Raw genomic sequence first — 15,490 nt, forward strand, 5'->3', positions numbered from 1 at the left:
GTCGTGGGGCGTGATCGCTCTCGCAGTTTATAAAGTGTCAGGGCATCTGCAGTGGGTGGCGTGCGACTGCCTGGGTGCTGAGGTTGGCGGCCGGCAGCGGTAGGGTCGTCTGGTTGTTCACGCTGGGCAGCTGCAGCCAGAGGTTCTCTCCTTCGCCGAACTGGCCGCTGGGCAGCCACAGGCCATGGTGCCAGCCGTTGCCTGGCGCCGGCGTGCTCTGCAGTACGCCCGGATGGGTTTGTGCGTTGGGTGCGCGGCGCAGCCAGACCGGGCGCGGCAGACCCTTCAGGTAGCGCAGGCCCAGGTGCAGGCCTTCCTCATTGATGTGGCGCCAGCGTACCAGTCCCAAGGTCGTCGTGTTGCTGCTGGCGAGCAGCAGCACGAGCTGGCCGACAGCCAGTTGTGCGGCCAGGTCTGGATGGCACAGCAGGCGCGCGCCCCCGGGGCTGGCATCGAGCATCTGGGCCGGGGCGCACGGGGGCAGGTGTTTCAGCAGGTGTGCGTGGATGGCCGGCAGGCCGACGACCAGGTCGCATTGGACAACGTGCTCGGCCCGCGGATGGCGACGTTGCTGGCGTCCCAGCCAATGGTGCTGGACCTGGTCTAGCAGCCGTCTTTCTTCGGCGCTTTGCAGGGGGGCGGGCTCATGCAGGGCGACCAGCAGCGCACCGAGCTCGAAGCGGCGAAGATAGGCGATGTCGCCATCGGGGCTGTGGCTGTAGCCCAGGCAAGCCTGTGATTCGGTGAGGTCGACTGTCAGGCCTCCGGTGTCATCTTCTTCGTCCCAGGGCAATAGGCGCGGCAATGCAGCCAGTTGGGCGAGGGCACCGAAGAGTTTGAGGCACTCGCCTTCGGCGAGATGAAAGGGGTTGCTCAATGCCACTAGCAGCATCTGTTGGTAGAGGCCGCGCAGGGTGTTGGCCGGTTGCGGTGCGAAGTTCGCCGCCACGGGTTCGTCCAGGCACTCCTGATGTTCGCCGATCCAATACAGCAGGTGGCTGTCGCGCCACAGGTGGGGGGGCGGCTCATGGTAGCGCTGGTAATGGCGCAGCAGGCTCTGGGCGAGAAAGTGTTGGGCCATGTACAGGCACCAGGCCAGGTGCGGCCGGGAGGGGTGCCGGCTTTGCACTATCTGCAGTAGCAGGCGCTTGAAGCCGATTGCTAATTCGCCGCACAGGTGCACGAAGAGTGTCGGCGGTGGCGTGTCGGCGCTATAGCCTGCGGCATAGTGGTGGAACTGGTCGCTGAAGCTTTGCAGCGCGCGTTGCCTTTCGAGTAAGGTCATGGCACTGCGGTTGAGTCGAAACAACAGACTGAGTATCAGCTGCAGCGCCGTCTCTTGCGGCTGCAGGCGGGCCTGGGCCAGTTGCTCGTTGAGACCGCTCAACGAGGCGGTGGCGTCTTCGAGGATGTCCGGCACCTCCAGACGCAAGGCATCAAGCGTCATACCAACCCTGGGCGGACGAGGATCGAATGCATGGGAATGCGACTCCAGACTGTCATGCGTGCTGTTGTGGGACTCTGCGCCTGCCTGATCCTGGCAAGCTGCTCTGAAGACGTTGGCGTCGATCAGCATGGACGAAAGGTAGCGGCTGAGCAGCTGGAAGGCCAGTGGTTGGTGATTAATTACTGGGCCGAATGGTGTGCGCCGTGCCGCAGTGAGATTCCCGAGCTGAACGCCCTGGCCCGGCAGTTGAAAGATCAGCCGGTGAGGGTGGTGGGGGTGAACTTCGATGGCCTGCAGGGGGCGGAGCTAAGCTCGGCCGCAGCGGCCCTGGGCATCGAGTTTACGGTGCTGGAGCGAGACCCCGCAGCGCGTTTCCAGTTGCCCCGCAGTGAGGCGCTGCCAGTCACCTATATCGTCGATGATAGTGGCCAGGTGCGTGAGCGCTTGCTGGGTGAGCAGACGGCCGCAGACTTGACGGCGAGCCTGAGCAGGCTGCGCGGAGGAGGCTAGGGCATGTCGCAGATATGTTTGCACGGATACGTCCGCGGTCGGGTGCAGGGCGTATATTTCCGCCAGAGCACGCTCGAGCAGGCCGAGCGCCTGGGCTTGGCTGGCTGGGTGCGCAATCTCGATGATGGTCGAGTCGAGGTGTTGGCCGAGGGTGACGAGGCTGCGGTGCGCACCTTGGCCGCCTGGTTGGAGCACGGTCCGAGCGCTGCCCAGGTGACTGCCGTAGAGCTGCAGGAGCAGCCGCTGCAAGGCATCGCCGGGTTCGTTCTGCGACGGTGAGGCGATGGCAGGTCAGGGCTTGACGTACCAGAAGTCATGCCAGAAGCCTATCACCTTGGCCGGGTAGCGTTGCTGGCCGAGACTGCCGTTGTAGCGGGCCAGGGCGCGGTTGAGATCGCCATTTTCCTTGCGCAGATAGAAGCTGAGAATGGTGCAGCCGTACCTCAGGTTGGTGGCGTTGTCGGTGAGGTTGTCCTGCGGCCTGCCGAGTTCGGCCTTCCAGAACGGCATGACCTGCATCATGCCCTGGGCGCCGGCAGCGGAAATGGCGAAACGATCGAAGTGACTCTCCGCGTGGATCAGCGCCAGCACCAGGTCGGGGCGTAGGTCGGCCCTGCTGGCCTCGCGGTGGACCAGGCGGAGCAGGGAAAGGCGCTCTTCCGCCTCGGGCACGTAGTGTTTCAGGCGGGTGGACATGTCCAGCAGCCAGACTTCGGCCTCGAAGCGATCCTGAAAGCTGTCGGCTTCGGCGACGGTGCGCTGCAGCAGGGCGCGCAGCTCGGGCTCCGGAGCCTGGCGCAGGCTGGCATGGCCGGGTGTGCACAGCCATGCCGTCAGCAGTGCCAGGCATAGGCGCAAGGCCATGCCCGCTTCAGTCGGCGCCAGGGTCGGCGACCAGACGACCGGCATCCCGTGTCAGGGCTTGCAGAAAGCTCTCCTGCAGCTCCGGGTCGTTGCGACTCAGTTCGATCAGGCTTTGCTCCAGTTCGCTGGCTTCCTCTTCCAGGCCCAGCTCGGACAGCCGCTTGACCCGGTGCACCCATTGCGACACGTCGTCGTCTTCCAGGTCGTCGTAGATCAGGCCGTGGGCTTCCTGCAGTTTGCCGCGCAGGGTGTGGCTGACCAGCAGGGTCGCCTGTGCCTGGGCGGCGTCTTGCGGGTCTTCCACCTGCAGCAACAAGGTGCCGATGCGGCTGGCATCCTGCTCGGCGAAGGGGCTGTCGAGCAGGTTGAGACGCAGGACGCCGTTGCGGTCGGTCAGCAGCTCTTGGCTGTGCTCGCCTGCCTTGACCAATACCGGGCGCTCGGCCCAGGGCAGGCTGGTGTATTCCATGCGTGCGTCCTGGCGCTTTTCTTCGAGGCTGGCGAGATTCTGCTGCGAGCGCCCATTGGATTCGGCGTTCATCAGCGGATTGAGGCCGGCGAAGCCATAGCTGATCCAGTCCTTGGTGGCGCTGTCCGGCAGGCTGCCGAGCAGGGGCACATTGAGCACGTTGGCGCCGATGCCGGCGACTACCGCCACTGCGCCCAGGGGCACTTCGTACAGCTCGCGCCAGGGCTGGTAGGGGGTATAACGGTCGTAGCGGCGGGTGACTTCGACAGTGGTGACCTCGAAGGTCTTCTGCTCGTTGATTCGCACGCGTCGCTGCGGCAGCTCCAGCGTGCGCGGTTCGCCGACGTCTATTTGCAGGCTGTGCGCCAGGAGTTTGCGCTCGACGCGCTCTTCATGCTCGCTGCGCTGTGGCAGCTGGTTGGCGCAGCCGCTGATAAAGACGGCGCCGCAGACTGCGGCGCCGACGAGGCGAGAGGTGCTTCGCTTGAACATGATGGCTCTTGATAAGGGCAGAAAGTCAGCGGCGGACGCGTGCCTGGATAAACGACAGGATATCAGCGGCGGGAACCACTTGCGCCTCGCTTTCCTGGCGGCTCTTGTACTCCAGATTGCCATCGGCCAAGCCGCGATCGCTGACCACGATGCGGTGTGGAATGCCGATCAGCTCCATATCGGCGAACTTGATGCCCGGGCTGGTCTTCTTGTCGCGATCGTCGAGCAACACCTCGTAGCCGGCCGCGCTGAGTTCGGCATACAGCTTGTCGGTGGCCTCGCGCACCGCCTCGGTCTCGTAGCGCAGTGGCACCAGAGCGATATGGAAGGGCGCCAGGGCGTCGTTCCAGAGAATGCCGCGCTCGTCGTTGTTCTGCTCGATAGCGGCCGCCACCACGCGCGATACGCCGATACCGTAGCAGCCCATGGCCAGGGTTACCGGCTTGCCGCTCTCGCCGAGCACCTGGCAGTTCAAGGCTTCGCTGTACTTGGTGCCGAGCTGGAAGATGTGCCCGACTTCGATACCGCGCTTGATCACCAGGCTGCCCTGGCCGTCGGGGCTGGGATCGCCGGTCACCACGTTGCGCAGGTCGGCGACCGCCGGCAGCGGTAGGTCGCGCTCCCAGTTGACGCCGAAGTAGTGCTTGTCGTCTATGTTGGCGCCGATGACGAAGTCGTTCATCAGGGCCACCGAGCGATCGACTATGCAGGGCAACGGCAGGTTCAGCGGGCCGAGGGAGCCGGCGCCGGCGCCGATGGCGGCGCGCAGCTCGGCTTCGGTCGCCATGGTCAGCGGGCTGGCGACCTGCTCCAGGTTGGCGGCCTTGATCTCGTTCAGCTCGTGATCGCCGCGGATGATCAGCGCAACCAGGGTGCCGGCCTCGGCGCCATGCACCACCAGGGTCTTGATGGTTTTCTCGATGGGCGCGCCGAACTTTTCCACCAGATCGTTGATGGTCTTGGTGTTCGGCGTATCGACCAGACGCAGCTCTTCGGTCGCCGCGCCGCGCTCGGTTTCCCGTGGAATGGCCTCGGCTTTCTCGATATTGGCGGCGTAGTCGGAGCTGTCGCTGAAGGCGATGTCGTCCTCGCCGGAGTCGGCCAGCACGTGGAACTCATGGGAACCGGTGCCGCCGATCGAGCCGGTGTCGGCCTGCACCGGGCGGAAGTTCAGGCCCAGGCGGCTGAAGACGTTGCAGTAGGCCTGGTGCATGCGGTCGTAGGTTTCCTGCAGCGAGGCCTGGTCCGCGTGGAAGGAGTAGGCGTCCTTCATGATGAACTCGCGCCCGCGCATCAGGCCGAAGCGCGGACGGATCTCGTCGCGGAACTTGGTCTGGATCTGATACAGGTTGATCGGCAGCTGCTTGTAGCTGTTGAGCTCGTTGCGGGCCAGGTCGGTGATCACTTCCTCGTGGGTCGGGCCGACGCAGAAGTCGCGGCCGTGTCGATCCTGCAGGCGCAGCAGCTCGGGGCCGTACTGTTCCCAGCGCCCGGACTCCTGCCATAGCTCCGCCGGTTGGATGGCCGGCATCAGCACTTCGAGGGCGCCGGCGGCATTCATCTCTTCGCGCACCACCTTTTCCACTTTGCGCAGCACGCGCAGGCCCATCGGCAGCCAGGTGTAGAGGCCCGAGGCGAGCTTGCGGATCATCCCGGCGCGGAGCATCAGTTGATGGCTGATGACCACGGCATCGGAAGGGGTTTCTTTGAGGGTCGAGAGCAGGAACTGACTGGTACGCATGTTTGGCCGTTCTGTCGGTTGCAAGGGCGTTTAACTGGCCGGCATTGTACGGTGCCTGTCCAGTGGCGTACAGGACGGGCGCGGCGGTAGCGAGCGAGGAGGCAGGTATGGTGATGACGGCGCAAGAAGTCCAGACGTTGATTCGGGCGGGGTTGCCGATGGCCGAGGATATGGGGCTGTGTATCGATCGGCTGGACGAGCAGGGGGCGCTGGCGCGGGTGCCGTTTCACGGCAAGCTGGTGCGTCCGGGTGGCACGATTTCCGGTCCGACCATCATGGCCTTGGGCGATGCGGCTATGTACGCGGTGGTGCTGGGGCGTTTGGGACGGGTTGAGATGGCGGTTACGTCGAACCTGAACATCAACTTCCTGGTCAAGCCCAGGCCGGTGGACCTGCTGGCGGAAGCGCGCATCCTGCGCTTGAGTCGGCGCCAGGCGGTGTGCGAGGTGTCGCTCTACTCGGCGGGTAGCGAGGGCGAACTGGTGGCCCACGTCACCGGGACCTATGCCTTGCCGCTTGCCTAGATGCCGGTGCCCGGATTCGCGTTGTCTATGGAGCAAGCATAAAAAAGCCCGGCCTAAGCCGGGCTTTTTTAATTGCTATCGAGCTAGTGCAGGTTTACAGCACGGACAGCGGGTACTCGACGATCAGGCGGAAGTCATTGACGTCGCCACCGTACGAGTTATCTGCACGATAGAAGGCTTGGCGGATGCGGAAGGACAGGTCCTTCGCGGCGCCTTCCTGGATCACGTACTTGGCTTCGATATCCAGCTCGCGCTCTTCAGCGTTGCCGTCAGTTACCAAGCCGTTGCTGTCACGAGCTGTGATGTCGTCACCCACGAGGTAACGAGTCATGAAGCTCAGGCCTGGCACGCCATAGGAAGCCATGTTCAGGTCGTAACGAACTTGCCAAGAGTTCTCGTCTTCGGCGTTGAAGTCGGAGAATTGTACCGAGTTCGACAGCCAGATGGTGCCGCCGCCATCGATGTCGCCGTAGCGGTAGCCGGTATCGCCAGTGGAGCGCTGGTGGGCCAGGGTGAACTTGTGCGCACCCATGGAGTAGGCGGCTGCCAGGCTCCAGATGTTGTTGTCCATCTCGCCGAGAAGCTCTTTGCCTTCGCCGCGAGTCCTGTAGCCGTTGAAGTCGAGGTTCAGGGCCTGCTCGTCTGCCAGGGGCAGGTTGTAGTTCAGGTTGACGTAGGTCTTCTTGAAGTTGTCATCGGCGTCGGAGTGGTGAATCGCACCGCTGAAATTGTCGGTGAAGCTGTAGCTGGCGCCGACGATGTTGATTTCTTCCAGGCCGAAGGTGTCGCGGTCGGTGCTGGTTTGGCTGCTCATGGCGGTGAAGCGACCGGCGGTCAGCTCCAGGCCTTCGATCTCGTTGCTGGTCAACAGGGTGCCGGTGGCAACCTCAGGCAGGATACGGCTGTCATCGGTGGAGAATACCGGGCTGCCGGTAAACATGTTGCCATGCTTCAGCACGGTGTCGGAGATGCGGAACTTGATGGCGCCGCCGACTTCAGTTTGGGTGTCGTCGCTGTGGCCGTTGTCAGTAACGTCGAACAAGCCGTTGCCTCTGTGGCCGCGGCCGCCGTCAAGCTTGAAGCTGCTCAGGCTGTGGGCGTCGACGCCAACACCAACGGTGCCTTGGGTGAAGCCGGATTCGCCCAGCAGGCGGATGCCCAGGCCAGTTTCTTCGCGGTAGCTTTGAGCGCTGCGCTGAGGAGGGCCGCTACGGAAGTCGCGGTTCATGTACAGCATGCGGTTGAAGATGTTGAACTTGGCATCTTCAACGAAGCCATTGGATTCGGACTGGCTCGAGGCGAAAGCCATTTGGGTGGTGCCCGCGGCGACTGCCAGGGCGATTACGCTCCACTTCATCACTTGCATCGTGACTGCTCCTTTGGTTTAGAAGAGTTGCGCTGCCCATGTAAGTTGTTGTATGGGCGGCTCTTTCTTTTTGTGTCGGCGCTAACTTATAGCACGCGGTTAAAGTTGGCGATAGTTGCAATCTATTCGTTGCGCTTTCATCACGGGGGTGTCGCAAATGCCTATGATGCATGTCGCAATTCTGTAGATTTTCGCTTGCGGCCCTTAGCGTCGACGGATTCTGGTGTATTCGGTTGCGAAAACCGGATCTTGCTGGCCTGCCTGCGGGCATTCCGAGCAATGGCGTAGCGTATAGCAAAAGTCATGCTCAAAGTGTGTGTTGCGGTCTTGTGTGTTGCGTTTCCGCCCTGGGGGCTGTCGCCGTGTCGGGCTATGAGGCCTTTATCGTGTTTGGCTGGGCCGATCTGGGCGGTTTGACGAGGTTTTTCTATATGTCGGGCAGGGATGCAGAAGGGCGAGGTTGTGGTGCTGGATCTGGCGGTTGCTGGCGTTAGGCGGTAACGCAGGTGGTGCATTCATTACGGGAAGAAACAGAAAGTGTGCCCGTCATGTGCGGCGGGTGACGCTCATGGAATGACTGATTGGGTGAAGTTGGCTTGTATCCGTCGTATCCTGCGCGGCGTTCGCTGGTTGCGTCCGGTGGTCGGCAGTGGCGCTAAGCTGTTGTTGTTGAATGGTCGAGCGGGAGGGGCGGTATGTTTGTCTTGGATCCACGTCTGCAGCAAGATGCGTTGCCATTGGGGGACTTCCCTCTGTGCCGCCTGTTGCTGATGAACGATGCGCATTATCCCTGGTTTATCTTGGTGCCGCGTCGGGAGGAGGTCAGTGAGTTGTTTCAGCTGGATGCCGAGGATCAGCGGATGCTCTGGCATGAAACCACGCTGTTGGCCGAGACGCTCAAGGACACCTTCGCCGCCGACAAGATGAATGTTGCGACCCTGGGGAATCTGGTCAGCCAGCTGCATATGCACGTTATCGTGCGTCGCCGTAGTGATGCGGCCTGGCCGGCCCCGGTATGGGGCCGGCATCCGGCGTTGCCGTATGGCGGGGATCAGGTGGCGCTGATAAAGGCTAAGTTACGCTTGGTATTGACCGATAACTTCCACTTCGAGGAGTGAGCGATGAGCCTAGAGGAGCGTATTACGGAACTGGAAAGTCGGTTGGCGTTTCAGGATGACACTATTCAGGCGCTCAATGACGAGATCGTGACGCAGCAACGCTTGCTCGAGCGTGTGCAGTTGCAGTTGGAGGCCCTGGCCAAGCGTCAGGAGGAGCTCAGCGGGCAGCTCGATGTTGCGGAGGACGAAGCGCCGCCACCCCACTATTAATCCTCATGTAGCCCAACGAAAAAGCCCGCTAACTGCGGGCTTTTTCGTTGGTGCGTGTTAGCGGCGGTGTGACGGCGCCGCTATCACATCTTCTGCCTGCAGGCCTTTGTCGCGCTGCATGACGGAGAACTCGACACGCTGGCCTTCGACCAGCACGCGGTGGCCTTCGCCGCGGATGGCGCGAAAGTGCACGAAGATGTCGTCCCCCGAATCGCGGGAAATGAAGCCGAAGCCTTTGGAGGTATTGAACCACTTGACCGTGCCGGTCTCTCGGTCCGCGTTGTTCGGTGCCGGGGCGCTATCGTCGCGGCTCTGAAGGCGCAGATTGGTGCCCAGATGCAGGAGCACGGCGGCGGCTGCGCCGAGTAGGCTGAAGAGGGTGGCCGGCTGATTGACGATCATCGGTAGAGGGGCAAGCAGTATCAGGGCTTGTAGCAAGGTTGCCAGGATCAGCAAGGCGGAAACCAGATTCTGCAGGTGGTGGCGCAGGCCGGCGTGCCAGATGGGCAGTTGTGGTGCCAAGAGTAGGTTCAGCAGGCCAAACAGGGCGAGGCAGAGGGCGTCGGGGTGTTGCAGAAATGGCAGCGCGGCGCTGCTCAGGCTGGCAGTCAAGGACAGCAGCATTGCGGCTGCGCCTGTCAGAAGGTGAACGATTTTCAACATGCTCGATGAACTCACTGTAAAAGATGCGCGAGGAAGAGCTGGCTTTGCATGCTTGGCCATGGAAGGGAGGGCGTTGAAGAAGCGTGCGGGGCCAGCCTATGCGCCGAGCCGAGGCTTCGGTTCGGCGCACGCGGCGTATTTAACCGCAAAGGACTGGGGTACTCAAATCAGGCGCTGAGCTCGGCCTGCGTAGGGCAGGGGCGGGCCTGGTTGCGGCCGTTGCGTTTGGCTTGGTAGAGCGCATCATCGGCGCGGGTAAGCAGGCTCTCTACGCTGTCTCCGGCTTCGGCGAGGGCGAAGCCGAAGGAGGCGGTGATGCTGTCGAGTACCTGGTCGGTGCGTCTGACCTTGATGCGCAGTGACTGGATCTTCATGCGCAGTTGTTCGGCGAAGGCGTGGACGCTGGCGAGGTCATTGCATTCCCGCAGGATGACGCAGAATTCTTCGCCGCCATAACGTGCGGCCATGGCCCGCGGTGGTAGCAGGTCGCGCAGAAGCTGGCCGACGTGCTGCAGCACCCGGTCGCCCAGCGGGTGGCCATATTGGTCGTTGAATTGCTTGAAGTGATCGATGTCGAGCATGACCAGGGCTATGCCTTCGTGGCCTTTGTTCAGGGCCTGTTCCAGTAGACGGGTAAAGGCATGGCGGTTGAATACGTGGGTCAGGCTGTCCAGGGTTGCGGCCAGGTGGGCGCGCTCGAGCTGGCTGCGCAGGTGTTGGATCTCGCTCTGCGCGGCGCGCAGGCGGTAGAGGAACTTCTCCTGCTGGTCCTGCATCTGCTGGGTACTGTGCTGCAGGTCGTTCAGAACGCTGGGCAAGTCGTCGATGAGGGGCTCCTGGAGGGCTGCCAGGCCTTGCTCCAGGCTGTTCTGGTAGTTGCGGCTGCCTTGCACGCTGAGCGAAACATCACCTTCGATATCGTCGACCAACTCGATGACCTGTTGCTGCCCGGCACGGGCCTCCTCGAGTTCGCCGCGGATGATGTAGTCGCGAAAGAGCTTGGCGGCAGTTTCCGCCGGGAAGCTGTCGAAGTCCTGGGTGATTTTCTCCAGGCGGCGATTGAGTTCGGGCTCCTGGCCCTTGCTGTAGGTGTACCAGAGCGCGTAATGCATGGGGTTGGGGGGGATGGCGTGACGCATCATCAGCGGCACGGCCTGTTTCAGAAGGGCGGCGGACTCGCGCGTGTCTTCCGGAAACATCTCGATAATGCTGGGAGCTTTGCTTGGCTGGTTCATGCACGTCACTGTGGCCAAATGCGAATCGCCCAAGCATAGAACAAGCGCCTGTCCTGCGCCTAGCAAAAGGGCCCGTGCGAGACGGGCCGCTGTTGCGGAGGGGTTAGGCGTCGAGCAGGCTGCGCAGCATCCAGGCGGTTTTCTCATGCACCTGCATGCGTTGCGTCAGCAGGTCGGCGGTGGGCTCGTCGCTGACTTTGTCGAGTAGCGGAAAGATGCCGCGGGCGGTGCGCACGACGGCTTCCTGGCCTTGCACCAGTTGCTTGATCATGTCCGGTGCGCTCGGCACGCCTTCTTCTTCCTTGATCGAGGACAGGCGGGCATAGGCGGCGTAGGTGCCGGGAGCGGGGAAGCCGAGGGCGCGGATGCGCTCGGCGATCTGGTCGACAGCCAGTGCCAGTTCGGTGTACTGACCCTCGAACATGAGGTGCAGGGTGTTGAACATCGGGCCGGTGACGTTCCAGTGAAAGTTGTGGGTCTTCAGATACAGGGTGTAGGTGTCGGCAAGCAGGCGGGACAGGCCTTCGGCAATGGCGGCGCGATCCTGCTCGGCGATTCCGATATTGATTTCCATGTCTTTTCTCCTCTGGCTGTACTCGGGGCCTCATGTGATTGGCGAAGCCTAGCATGGGTGCTGGCCCGGTCGGAGACGGTTCTATCAATGGCGGCGATGGTTGGAGGCTATTGGGAGGGGCGCCTGTGTTTGTGGTTGGGCGAGCGGGGTGTTCAGCGCTGAGCCAGCTGAGGGTGTTGACGCAGGCTGCGATTGAACACCTCGACCCAGTGTGCGCTGAACTGGCTGCCGGCCAGGCCATTGATTTCCAGGATGGCACGCAGTAGTGGGCGCTTGCTCAGGGTCTGATGGGCGCGTTCATGGGTGCGTGCGTCGAAGGTGTCGACGATGTTGAGAATGAGTGCGCCGGGGCGGGTGTCGCTTTCCTTCAGTCCTTCGGGGTAGCCACTGCCGTCGGCGTGTTCCTGGTGCTGCAGGACGATCTCTGCGGCATCGCTCCAGCAGGGCATATGCCCGAGCAGATTGCTCGCCACGCCGGGATGCGCCTGCATCTGCTCGACTTCTTCGGGGCTCAGCTGGGATTGCTTGTGCAGCATGGTCAGCGGCAGGAAGGCCATGCCCAGGTCGTGCAGGCCCACGGCGGCCGCCAGTTGCCGAGGGTCTTCGGGGCTGTCGCCGAGACTGTTGATAGTCAGTGCCAGGTCCAGCTGGCGCAGGCCGCGACCTTGCCAATAATGCGAGCGACGTTCGCTGGCCTGCATCAGTTCCAGGAAAAACAGCAGGTCAGCATCGGGCTCGAGGCCGTGGCGCTCGATCAGTTCGCGGGCCGGCGAGTCGCCTGTCGGCGTTGGGGCGATCAGGCGAGTGTCGGGCGCGAGTTGTCCCAGCAGGGTGCGGCGCATGGTCGCCTGGCGCTCGGCGGGGGCGCGGGATAGGGCGCGTAGCGCCTGGCTGAGGGTGTCGATCTGAGTGCCGTCGAGGCGGGCGGGGGTGCCGCTGAAGGCGTGTTCGAGCAATTCCTTCAGATGGTCCAGGCTGAGCAGCAGGATGTCGCCGAGCAGGCTGTCGAAGTCCAGCTGCATCTGGCGCAGGCGGTCGAGCACATCTTCCAGTGCCTGGGGCAGGGGGATCAATGCTCCCAGGCCGACAATGCCGAGGTTGCCCTTGAGGGTGTGCACCTGGCGGAACAGATCACGCAGGCGTTCGCCGTCGTCCGGTGTGTGTTCCAGTTCGATCAGCAGCTGTTCGCAGCGTTGGAACTGCTCGGCGGCTTCCTGGCGAAAGTCCGCCAGTTGGTCGGTGCTCAGCTCGGCGATACGGGGGGTGGCCATGTTCGATCTCCTGCGGGCAGGCACTGAGTATAAGAGAGGCATGGCGCGGCTGCGCGGGGAGGCGGCTGCACGTGGCGGCCTAACCATATATAATCCCGCGCTTTGCCGCGGCATTCCGGTTGATGGCTGCCTGCACAAGGGCGCCGGCGGTCCCGTCATGTCGCGTGGTTCTGCCGGCTCGGCCTGCCGCGAAGCCGGTTAAGCATGCCGCAAGCGTTGCGGCCCAACGAATTCAAGACTCAAGAGAAGCGACTACCACCATGATGCGCAGCCACTATTGCGGCCAACTGAACGAGAGCCTGGACGGCCAGGAAATCACCCTTTGCGGTTGGGTGCACCGCCGTCGCGACCATGGCGGGGTGATTTTCCTCGACATTCGCGACCGTGAAGGCCTGGCCCAGGTGGTGTTCGACCCGGACCGTGCCGAGACCTTCGCCACGGCCGACAAGGTGCGCAGCGAGTACGTGGTCAAGCTGACCGGCAAGGTACGTCTGCGCCCGGCCGGCGCGGTCAACCCGAACATGGCCTCCGGTGCCATCGAGGTGCTGGGTTACCAGCTGGAAGTGCTGAACGAGGCGGAGACCCCGCCGTTTCCGCTCAACGAATACACCGATGTCGGCGAGGAGACCCGCCTGCGCTACCGCTTCATCGACCTGCGTCGTCCGGAGATGGCCGAGAAGCTCAAGTTGCGCTCGCGCATCACCACCAGCATCCGTCGCTACCTGGACGACAACGGCTTCCTCGACGTCGAGACGCCGATTCTGACCCGCGCGACCCCGGAGGGTGCGCGCGACTACCTGGTGCCGAGCCGTACCCACGCCGGCAGCTTCTTCGCCCTGCCGCAGTCGCCGCAGCTGTTCAAGCAGTTGCTGATGGTGGCCGGCTTCGATCGCTACTACCAGATCGCCAAGTGCTTCCGCGACGAAGACCTGCGCGCCGACCGGCAGCCGGAGTTCACCCAGATCGACATCGAGACCAGCTTCCTCGATGAGCGCGACATCATGGGCATCACCGAGAAGATGGTCCGCCAGTTGTTCAAGGAAGTGCTGGACGTGGAGTTCGGCGACTTCCCGCACATGAGCTTCGCCGAGGCCATGCGCCGCTACGGTTCGGACAAGCCGGACCTGCGTATCCCGCTGGAGTTGGTGGACGTGGCCGACCAGCTCAAGGACGTCGAGTTCAAGGTCTTCAGCGGCCCGGCCAACGATCCGGCCTGCCGCGTCGCCGCGCTGCGCGTGCCGGGCGGGGCGAGCATGCCGCGCAAGCAGATCGACGACTACACCAAGTTCGTCGGCATCTACGGCGCCAAGGGTCTGGCCTATATCAAGGTCAACGAGCGCGCCAAGGGCGTCGAGGGCCTGCAGTCGCCGATCGTCAAGAACATCCCGGCGGAGAATCTCGAGGTCATCCTCGATCGCGTCGGCGCGGTCGATGGCGATATCGTGTTCTTCGGTGCCGACAAGGCCAAGATCGTCAGCGAGGCCCTGGGCGCGCTGCGCATCAAGCTGGGTCATGACCTGAACCTGCTGACCTGCGCGTGGGCGCCGCTGTGGGTGGTGGACTTCCCCATGTTCGAGGAAAACGACGACGGCAGCCTGACCTCGTTGCACCATCCCTTCACCTCGCCGAGCTGCAGTGCGGCCGAGCTGGAGGCGAGCCCGTCGACCGCGCTGTCGCGGGCTTACGATATGGTCCTGAACGGCACCGAGCTGGGGGGCGGTTCCATCCGTATCCATGACAAGGGCATGCAGCAGGCGGTGTTCCGCGTGCTGGGCATCGACGAGGCCGAGCAGCAGGAGAAATTCGGCTTCCTCCTCGATGCCCTGAAGTTCGGCGCGCCGCCCCATGGTGGCCTGGCCTTCGGCCTGGACCGTCTGGTGATGCTGATGACCGGCGCCCAGTCGATCCGCGAGGTTATCGCCTTCCCGAAGACCCAGAGCGCCGCCTGCGTCATGACCCAGGCCCCGGGCGAGGTGGACAACAAGGCCCTGCGCGAGCTGCATATCCGCCTGCGCGAGCAGCCCAAGGCCGAGTAAGCCCTGCCGACAGGAGCCTGGTGACGCCAGGCTCCTTGGTTTTGGGCGTTACAATTCTGATTCGAAGCAAAGATGGAGTGAGTTATGGCTGGTCATTCCAAATGGGCCAACATCAAGCACCGCAAGGGGCGTCAGGACGCCAAGCGCGGCAAGATCTTCACCAAGATCATTCGTGAGCTGACCGTGGCGGCCAAGAGCGGCGGGGTGCCGGCGGACAACCCGCGCCTGCGCCTGGCCGTGGACAAGGCGCTGACCGCCAACATGACGCGCGATGTGATCGACCGCGCCATCGCCCGCGGGGCCGGCACCAACGAAGCCGACAACATGATCGAGCTGAGCTACGAGGGCTATGCGCCGAGCGGCGTGGCCATCATCGTCGAGGCCATGACCGACAATCGCAACCGCACCGCCGCCGAAGTGCGCCACGCCTTCAGCAAGTGCGGCGGCAACCTCGGTACCGACGGCTCGGTGGCTTACATGTTCGAGCGCAAGGGGCACATCAGCTACGCCCCGGGCGTGGACGAGGACGCCCTGATGGAGGCGGCGCTGGAGGCCGGCGCCGACGACGTGGTCGCTGGCGAGGACGGGTCGGTCGAGGTCTACACGCCCTTCAGCGATTTCCATGCGGTCAACGAGGCGCTGGCCGAGGCCGGGTTCAAGGGCGACGACTCGGAGATCGCCATGATCCCCTCGATCGCCGCGCCCATCGAGGATCTGGAGACCGCGCAGAGGGTGATCAAGCTGATCGACATGCTCGAAGACCTCGACGACGTGCAGAACGTCTACCACAACGCCGAGATCTCCGACGAGATCATGGAGCAGATCGGCTGAGCGGCCCCGGATCGGGCGGCCGGAAGTTGTCGGGTGAGGGCTGCCCAGGCGCTTCCGGCTTTTTTATGGGCGCCCGTCGGGTGACTGAGTGTGACGTTGCCCCTATACTCGCAGCCTGGATAAATAGACAGTATTGCGG

16 protein-coding genes and 1 pseudogene are annotated in these 15,490 nt (G+C 63.2%); 7 read left to right on the forward strand and 10 right to left on the reverse strand.

Features of this window, described 5'->3' with window-relative positions; all coding sequences use genetic code 11:
- Positions 1-37: 37 nt before the first annotated feature.
- The gene (locus tag ACSX1C_RS01615) at positions 38-1,447 is read right to left on the reverse strand and encodes a PilZ domain-containing protein (RefSeq protein ID WP_439887953.1); all 1,410 of its coding nucleotides are present in this window, start codon (positions 1,445-1,447) and stop codon (positions 38-40) included.
- Positions 1,448-1,477: 30 nt separating this feature from the next.
- Between ACSX1C_RS01615 and ACSX1C_RS01620 the strand changes: the two genes are divergently transcribed.
- Both ACSX1C_RS01620 and ACSX1C_RS01625 read left to right on the forward strand, forming a co-directional pair.
- Positions 1,478-1,957 (forward strand): TlpA family protein disulfide reductase, encoded by a 480-nt coding sequence (locus ACSX1C_RS01620; protein WP_439887954.1) that lies wholly within the window; start codon positions 1,478-1,480, stop codon positions 1,955-1,957.
- A 3-nt stretch (positions 1,958-1,960) separates the two neighbouring features.
- Positions 1,961-2,236, forward strand: coding sequence for an acylphosphatase (locus ACSX1C_RS01625; RefSeq protein ID WP_318642676.1), 276 nt, complete (start codon positions 1,961-1,963; stop codon positions 2,234-2,236).
- 12 nt (positions 2,237-2,248) lie between these two features.
- Here the strand turns inward: ACSX1C_RS01625 and ACSX1C_RS01630 are convergent, their stop codons facing one another.
- Genes ACSX1C_RS01630 through ACSX1C_RS01640 form a run of 3 tightly spaced genes read right to left on the reverse strand, consistent with a single transcriptional unit; the run spans position 2,249 to position 5,523 of the window.
- Entirely contained in the window at positions 2,249-2,821 is a 573-nt protein-coding gene (locus tag ACSX1C_RS01630; protein WP_439887955.1) for a lytic transglycosylase domain-containing protein, read from the reverse strand.
- A gap of 7 nt (positions 2,822-2,828) precedes the next feature.
- A complete protein-coding gene (locus tag ACSX1C_RS01635; RefSeq protein ID WP_439887956.1) occupies positions 2,829-3,782 on the reverse strand; it encodes a hypothetical protein in 954 nt (317 codons plus the stop codon).
- A 25-nt stretch (positions 3,783-3,807) separates the two neighbouring features.
- Positions 3,808-5,523 carry a proline--tRNA ligase gene (locus tag ACSX1C_RS01640; RefSeq protein ID WP_439887957.1) on the reverse strand — a complete coding sequence of 572 codons (1,716 nt, stop codon included), beginning with the start codon at positions 5,521-5,523 and terminating at the stop codon, positions 3,808-3,810.
- Between the two features lie 113 nt (positions 5,524-5,636).
- On the opposite strand from ACSX1C_RS01640, the gene ACSX1C_RS01645 reads away from it, so the two are divergent.
- The gene (locus tag ACSX1C_RS01645; RefSeq protein WP_439889465.1) at positions 5,637-6,047 is read left to right on the forward strand and encodes a PaaI family thioesterase; all 411 of its coding nucleotides are present in this window, start codon (positions 5,637-5,639) and stop codon (positions 6,045-6,047) included.
- Positions 6,048-6,141: 94 nt separating this feature from the next.
- On the opposite strand, the gene ACSX1C_RS01650 is transcribed toward ACSX1C_RS01645, so the two are convergent.
- Positions 6,142-7,413, reverse strand: a complete 1,272-nt coding sequence (locus ACSX1C_RS01650) for an OprD family porin (RefSeq protein WP_439887958.1) — start codon at positions 7,411-7,413, stop codon at positions 6,142-6,144.
- Between the two features lie 695 nt (positions 7,414-8,108).
- On the opposite strand from ACSX1C_RS01650, the gene ACSX1C_RS01655 reads away from it, so the two are divergent.
- Positions 8,109-8,531, forward strand: a complete 423-nt coding sequence (locus ACSX1C_RS01655) for an HIT domain-containing protein (protein WP_439887959.1) — start codon at positions 8,109-8,111, stop codon at positions 8,529-8,531.
- Between the two features lie 3 nt (positions 8,532-8,534).
- A complete protein-coding gene (locus ACSX1C_RS01660; RefSeq protein WP_318642662.1) occupies positions 8,535-8,741 on the forward strand; it encodes a SlyX family protein in 207 nt (68 codons plus the stop codon).
- A 57-nt stretch (positions 8,742-8,798) separates the two neighbouring features.
- Here ACSX1C_RS01660 and ACSX1C_RS01665 read toward each other — a convergent pair whose 3' ends face one another.
- From ACSX1C_RS01665 to ACSX1C_RS01685, 5 genes and pseudogenes are all read right to left on the reverse strand, one after another.
- The gene (locus ACSX1C_RS01665; RefSeq protein WP_318646342.1) at positions 8,799-9,065 is read right to left on the reverse strand and encodes a cold-shock protein; all 267 of its coding nucleotides are present in this window, start codon (positions 9,063-9,065) and stop codon (positions 8,799-8,801) included.
- A gap of 18 nt (positions 9,066-9,083) precedes the next feature.
- Positions 9,084-9,464: pseudogene (locus ACSX1C_RS01670) on the reverse strand (cold shock domain-containing protein membrane protein); the annotation flags it as partial.
- 107 nt (positions 9,465-9,571) lie between these two features.
- Positions 9,572-10,639, reverse strand: coding sequence for a GGDEF domain-containing protein (locus tag ACSX1C_RS01675; RefSeq protein ID WP_439887960.1), 1,068 nt, complete (start codon positions 10,637-10,639; stop codon positions 9,572-9,574).
- Between the two features lie 103 nt (positions 10,640-10,742).
- Positions 10,743-11,213 carry a Dps family protein gene (locus ACSX1C_RS01680; protein WP_208708920.1) on the reverse strand — a complete coding sequence of 157 codons (471 nt, stop codon included), beginning with the start codon at positions 11,211-11,213 and terminating at the stop codon, positions 10,743-10,745.
- A 152-nt stretch (positions 11,214-11,365) separates the two neighbouring features.
- The gene (locus tag ACSX1C_RS01685) at positions 11,366-12,484 is read right to left on the reverse strand and encodes an HD domain-containing phosphohydrolase (protein WP_439887961.1); all 1,119 of its coding nucleotides are present in this window, start codon (positions 12,482-12,484) and stop codon (positions 11,366-11,368) included.
- A gap of 260 nt (positions 12,485-12,744) precedes the next feature.
- On the opposite strand from ACSX1C_RS01685, the gene aspS reads away from it, so the two are divergent.
- Both aspS and ACSX1C_RS01695 read left to right on the forward strand, forming a co-directional pair.
- Positions 12,745-14,520 carry an aspartate--tRNA ligase gene (aspS, locus tag ACSX1C_RS01690; RefSeq protein ID WP_439887962.1) on the forward strand — a complete coding sequence of 592 codons (1,776 nt, stop codon included), beginning with the start codon at positions 12,745-12,747 and terminating at the stop codon, positions 14,518-14,520.
- Between the two features lie 84 nt (positions 14,521-14,604).
- On the forward strand, positions 14,605-15,351 hold the full coding sequence (locus ACSX1C_RS01695; RefSeq protein WP_439887963.1) for a YebC/PmpR family DNA-binding transcriptional regulator: 747 nt from the start codon (positions 14,605-14,607) through the stop codon (positions 15,349-15,351).
- Positions 15,352-15,490 lie beyond the last annotated feature (139 nt).

Origin of the sequence: Pseudomonas sp. MBLB4123, assembly GCF_051904775.1 — a bacterium.
Lineage (GTDB): Bacteria > Pseudomonadota > Gammaproteobacteria > Pseudomonadales > Pseudomonadaceae > Aquipseudomonas > Aquipseudomonas benzenivorans_B.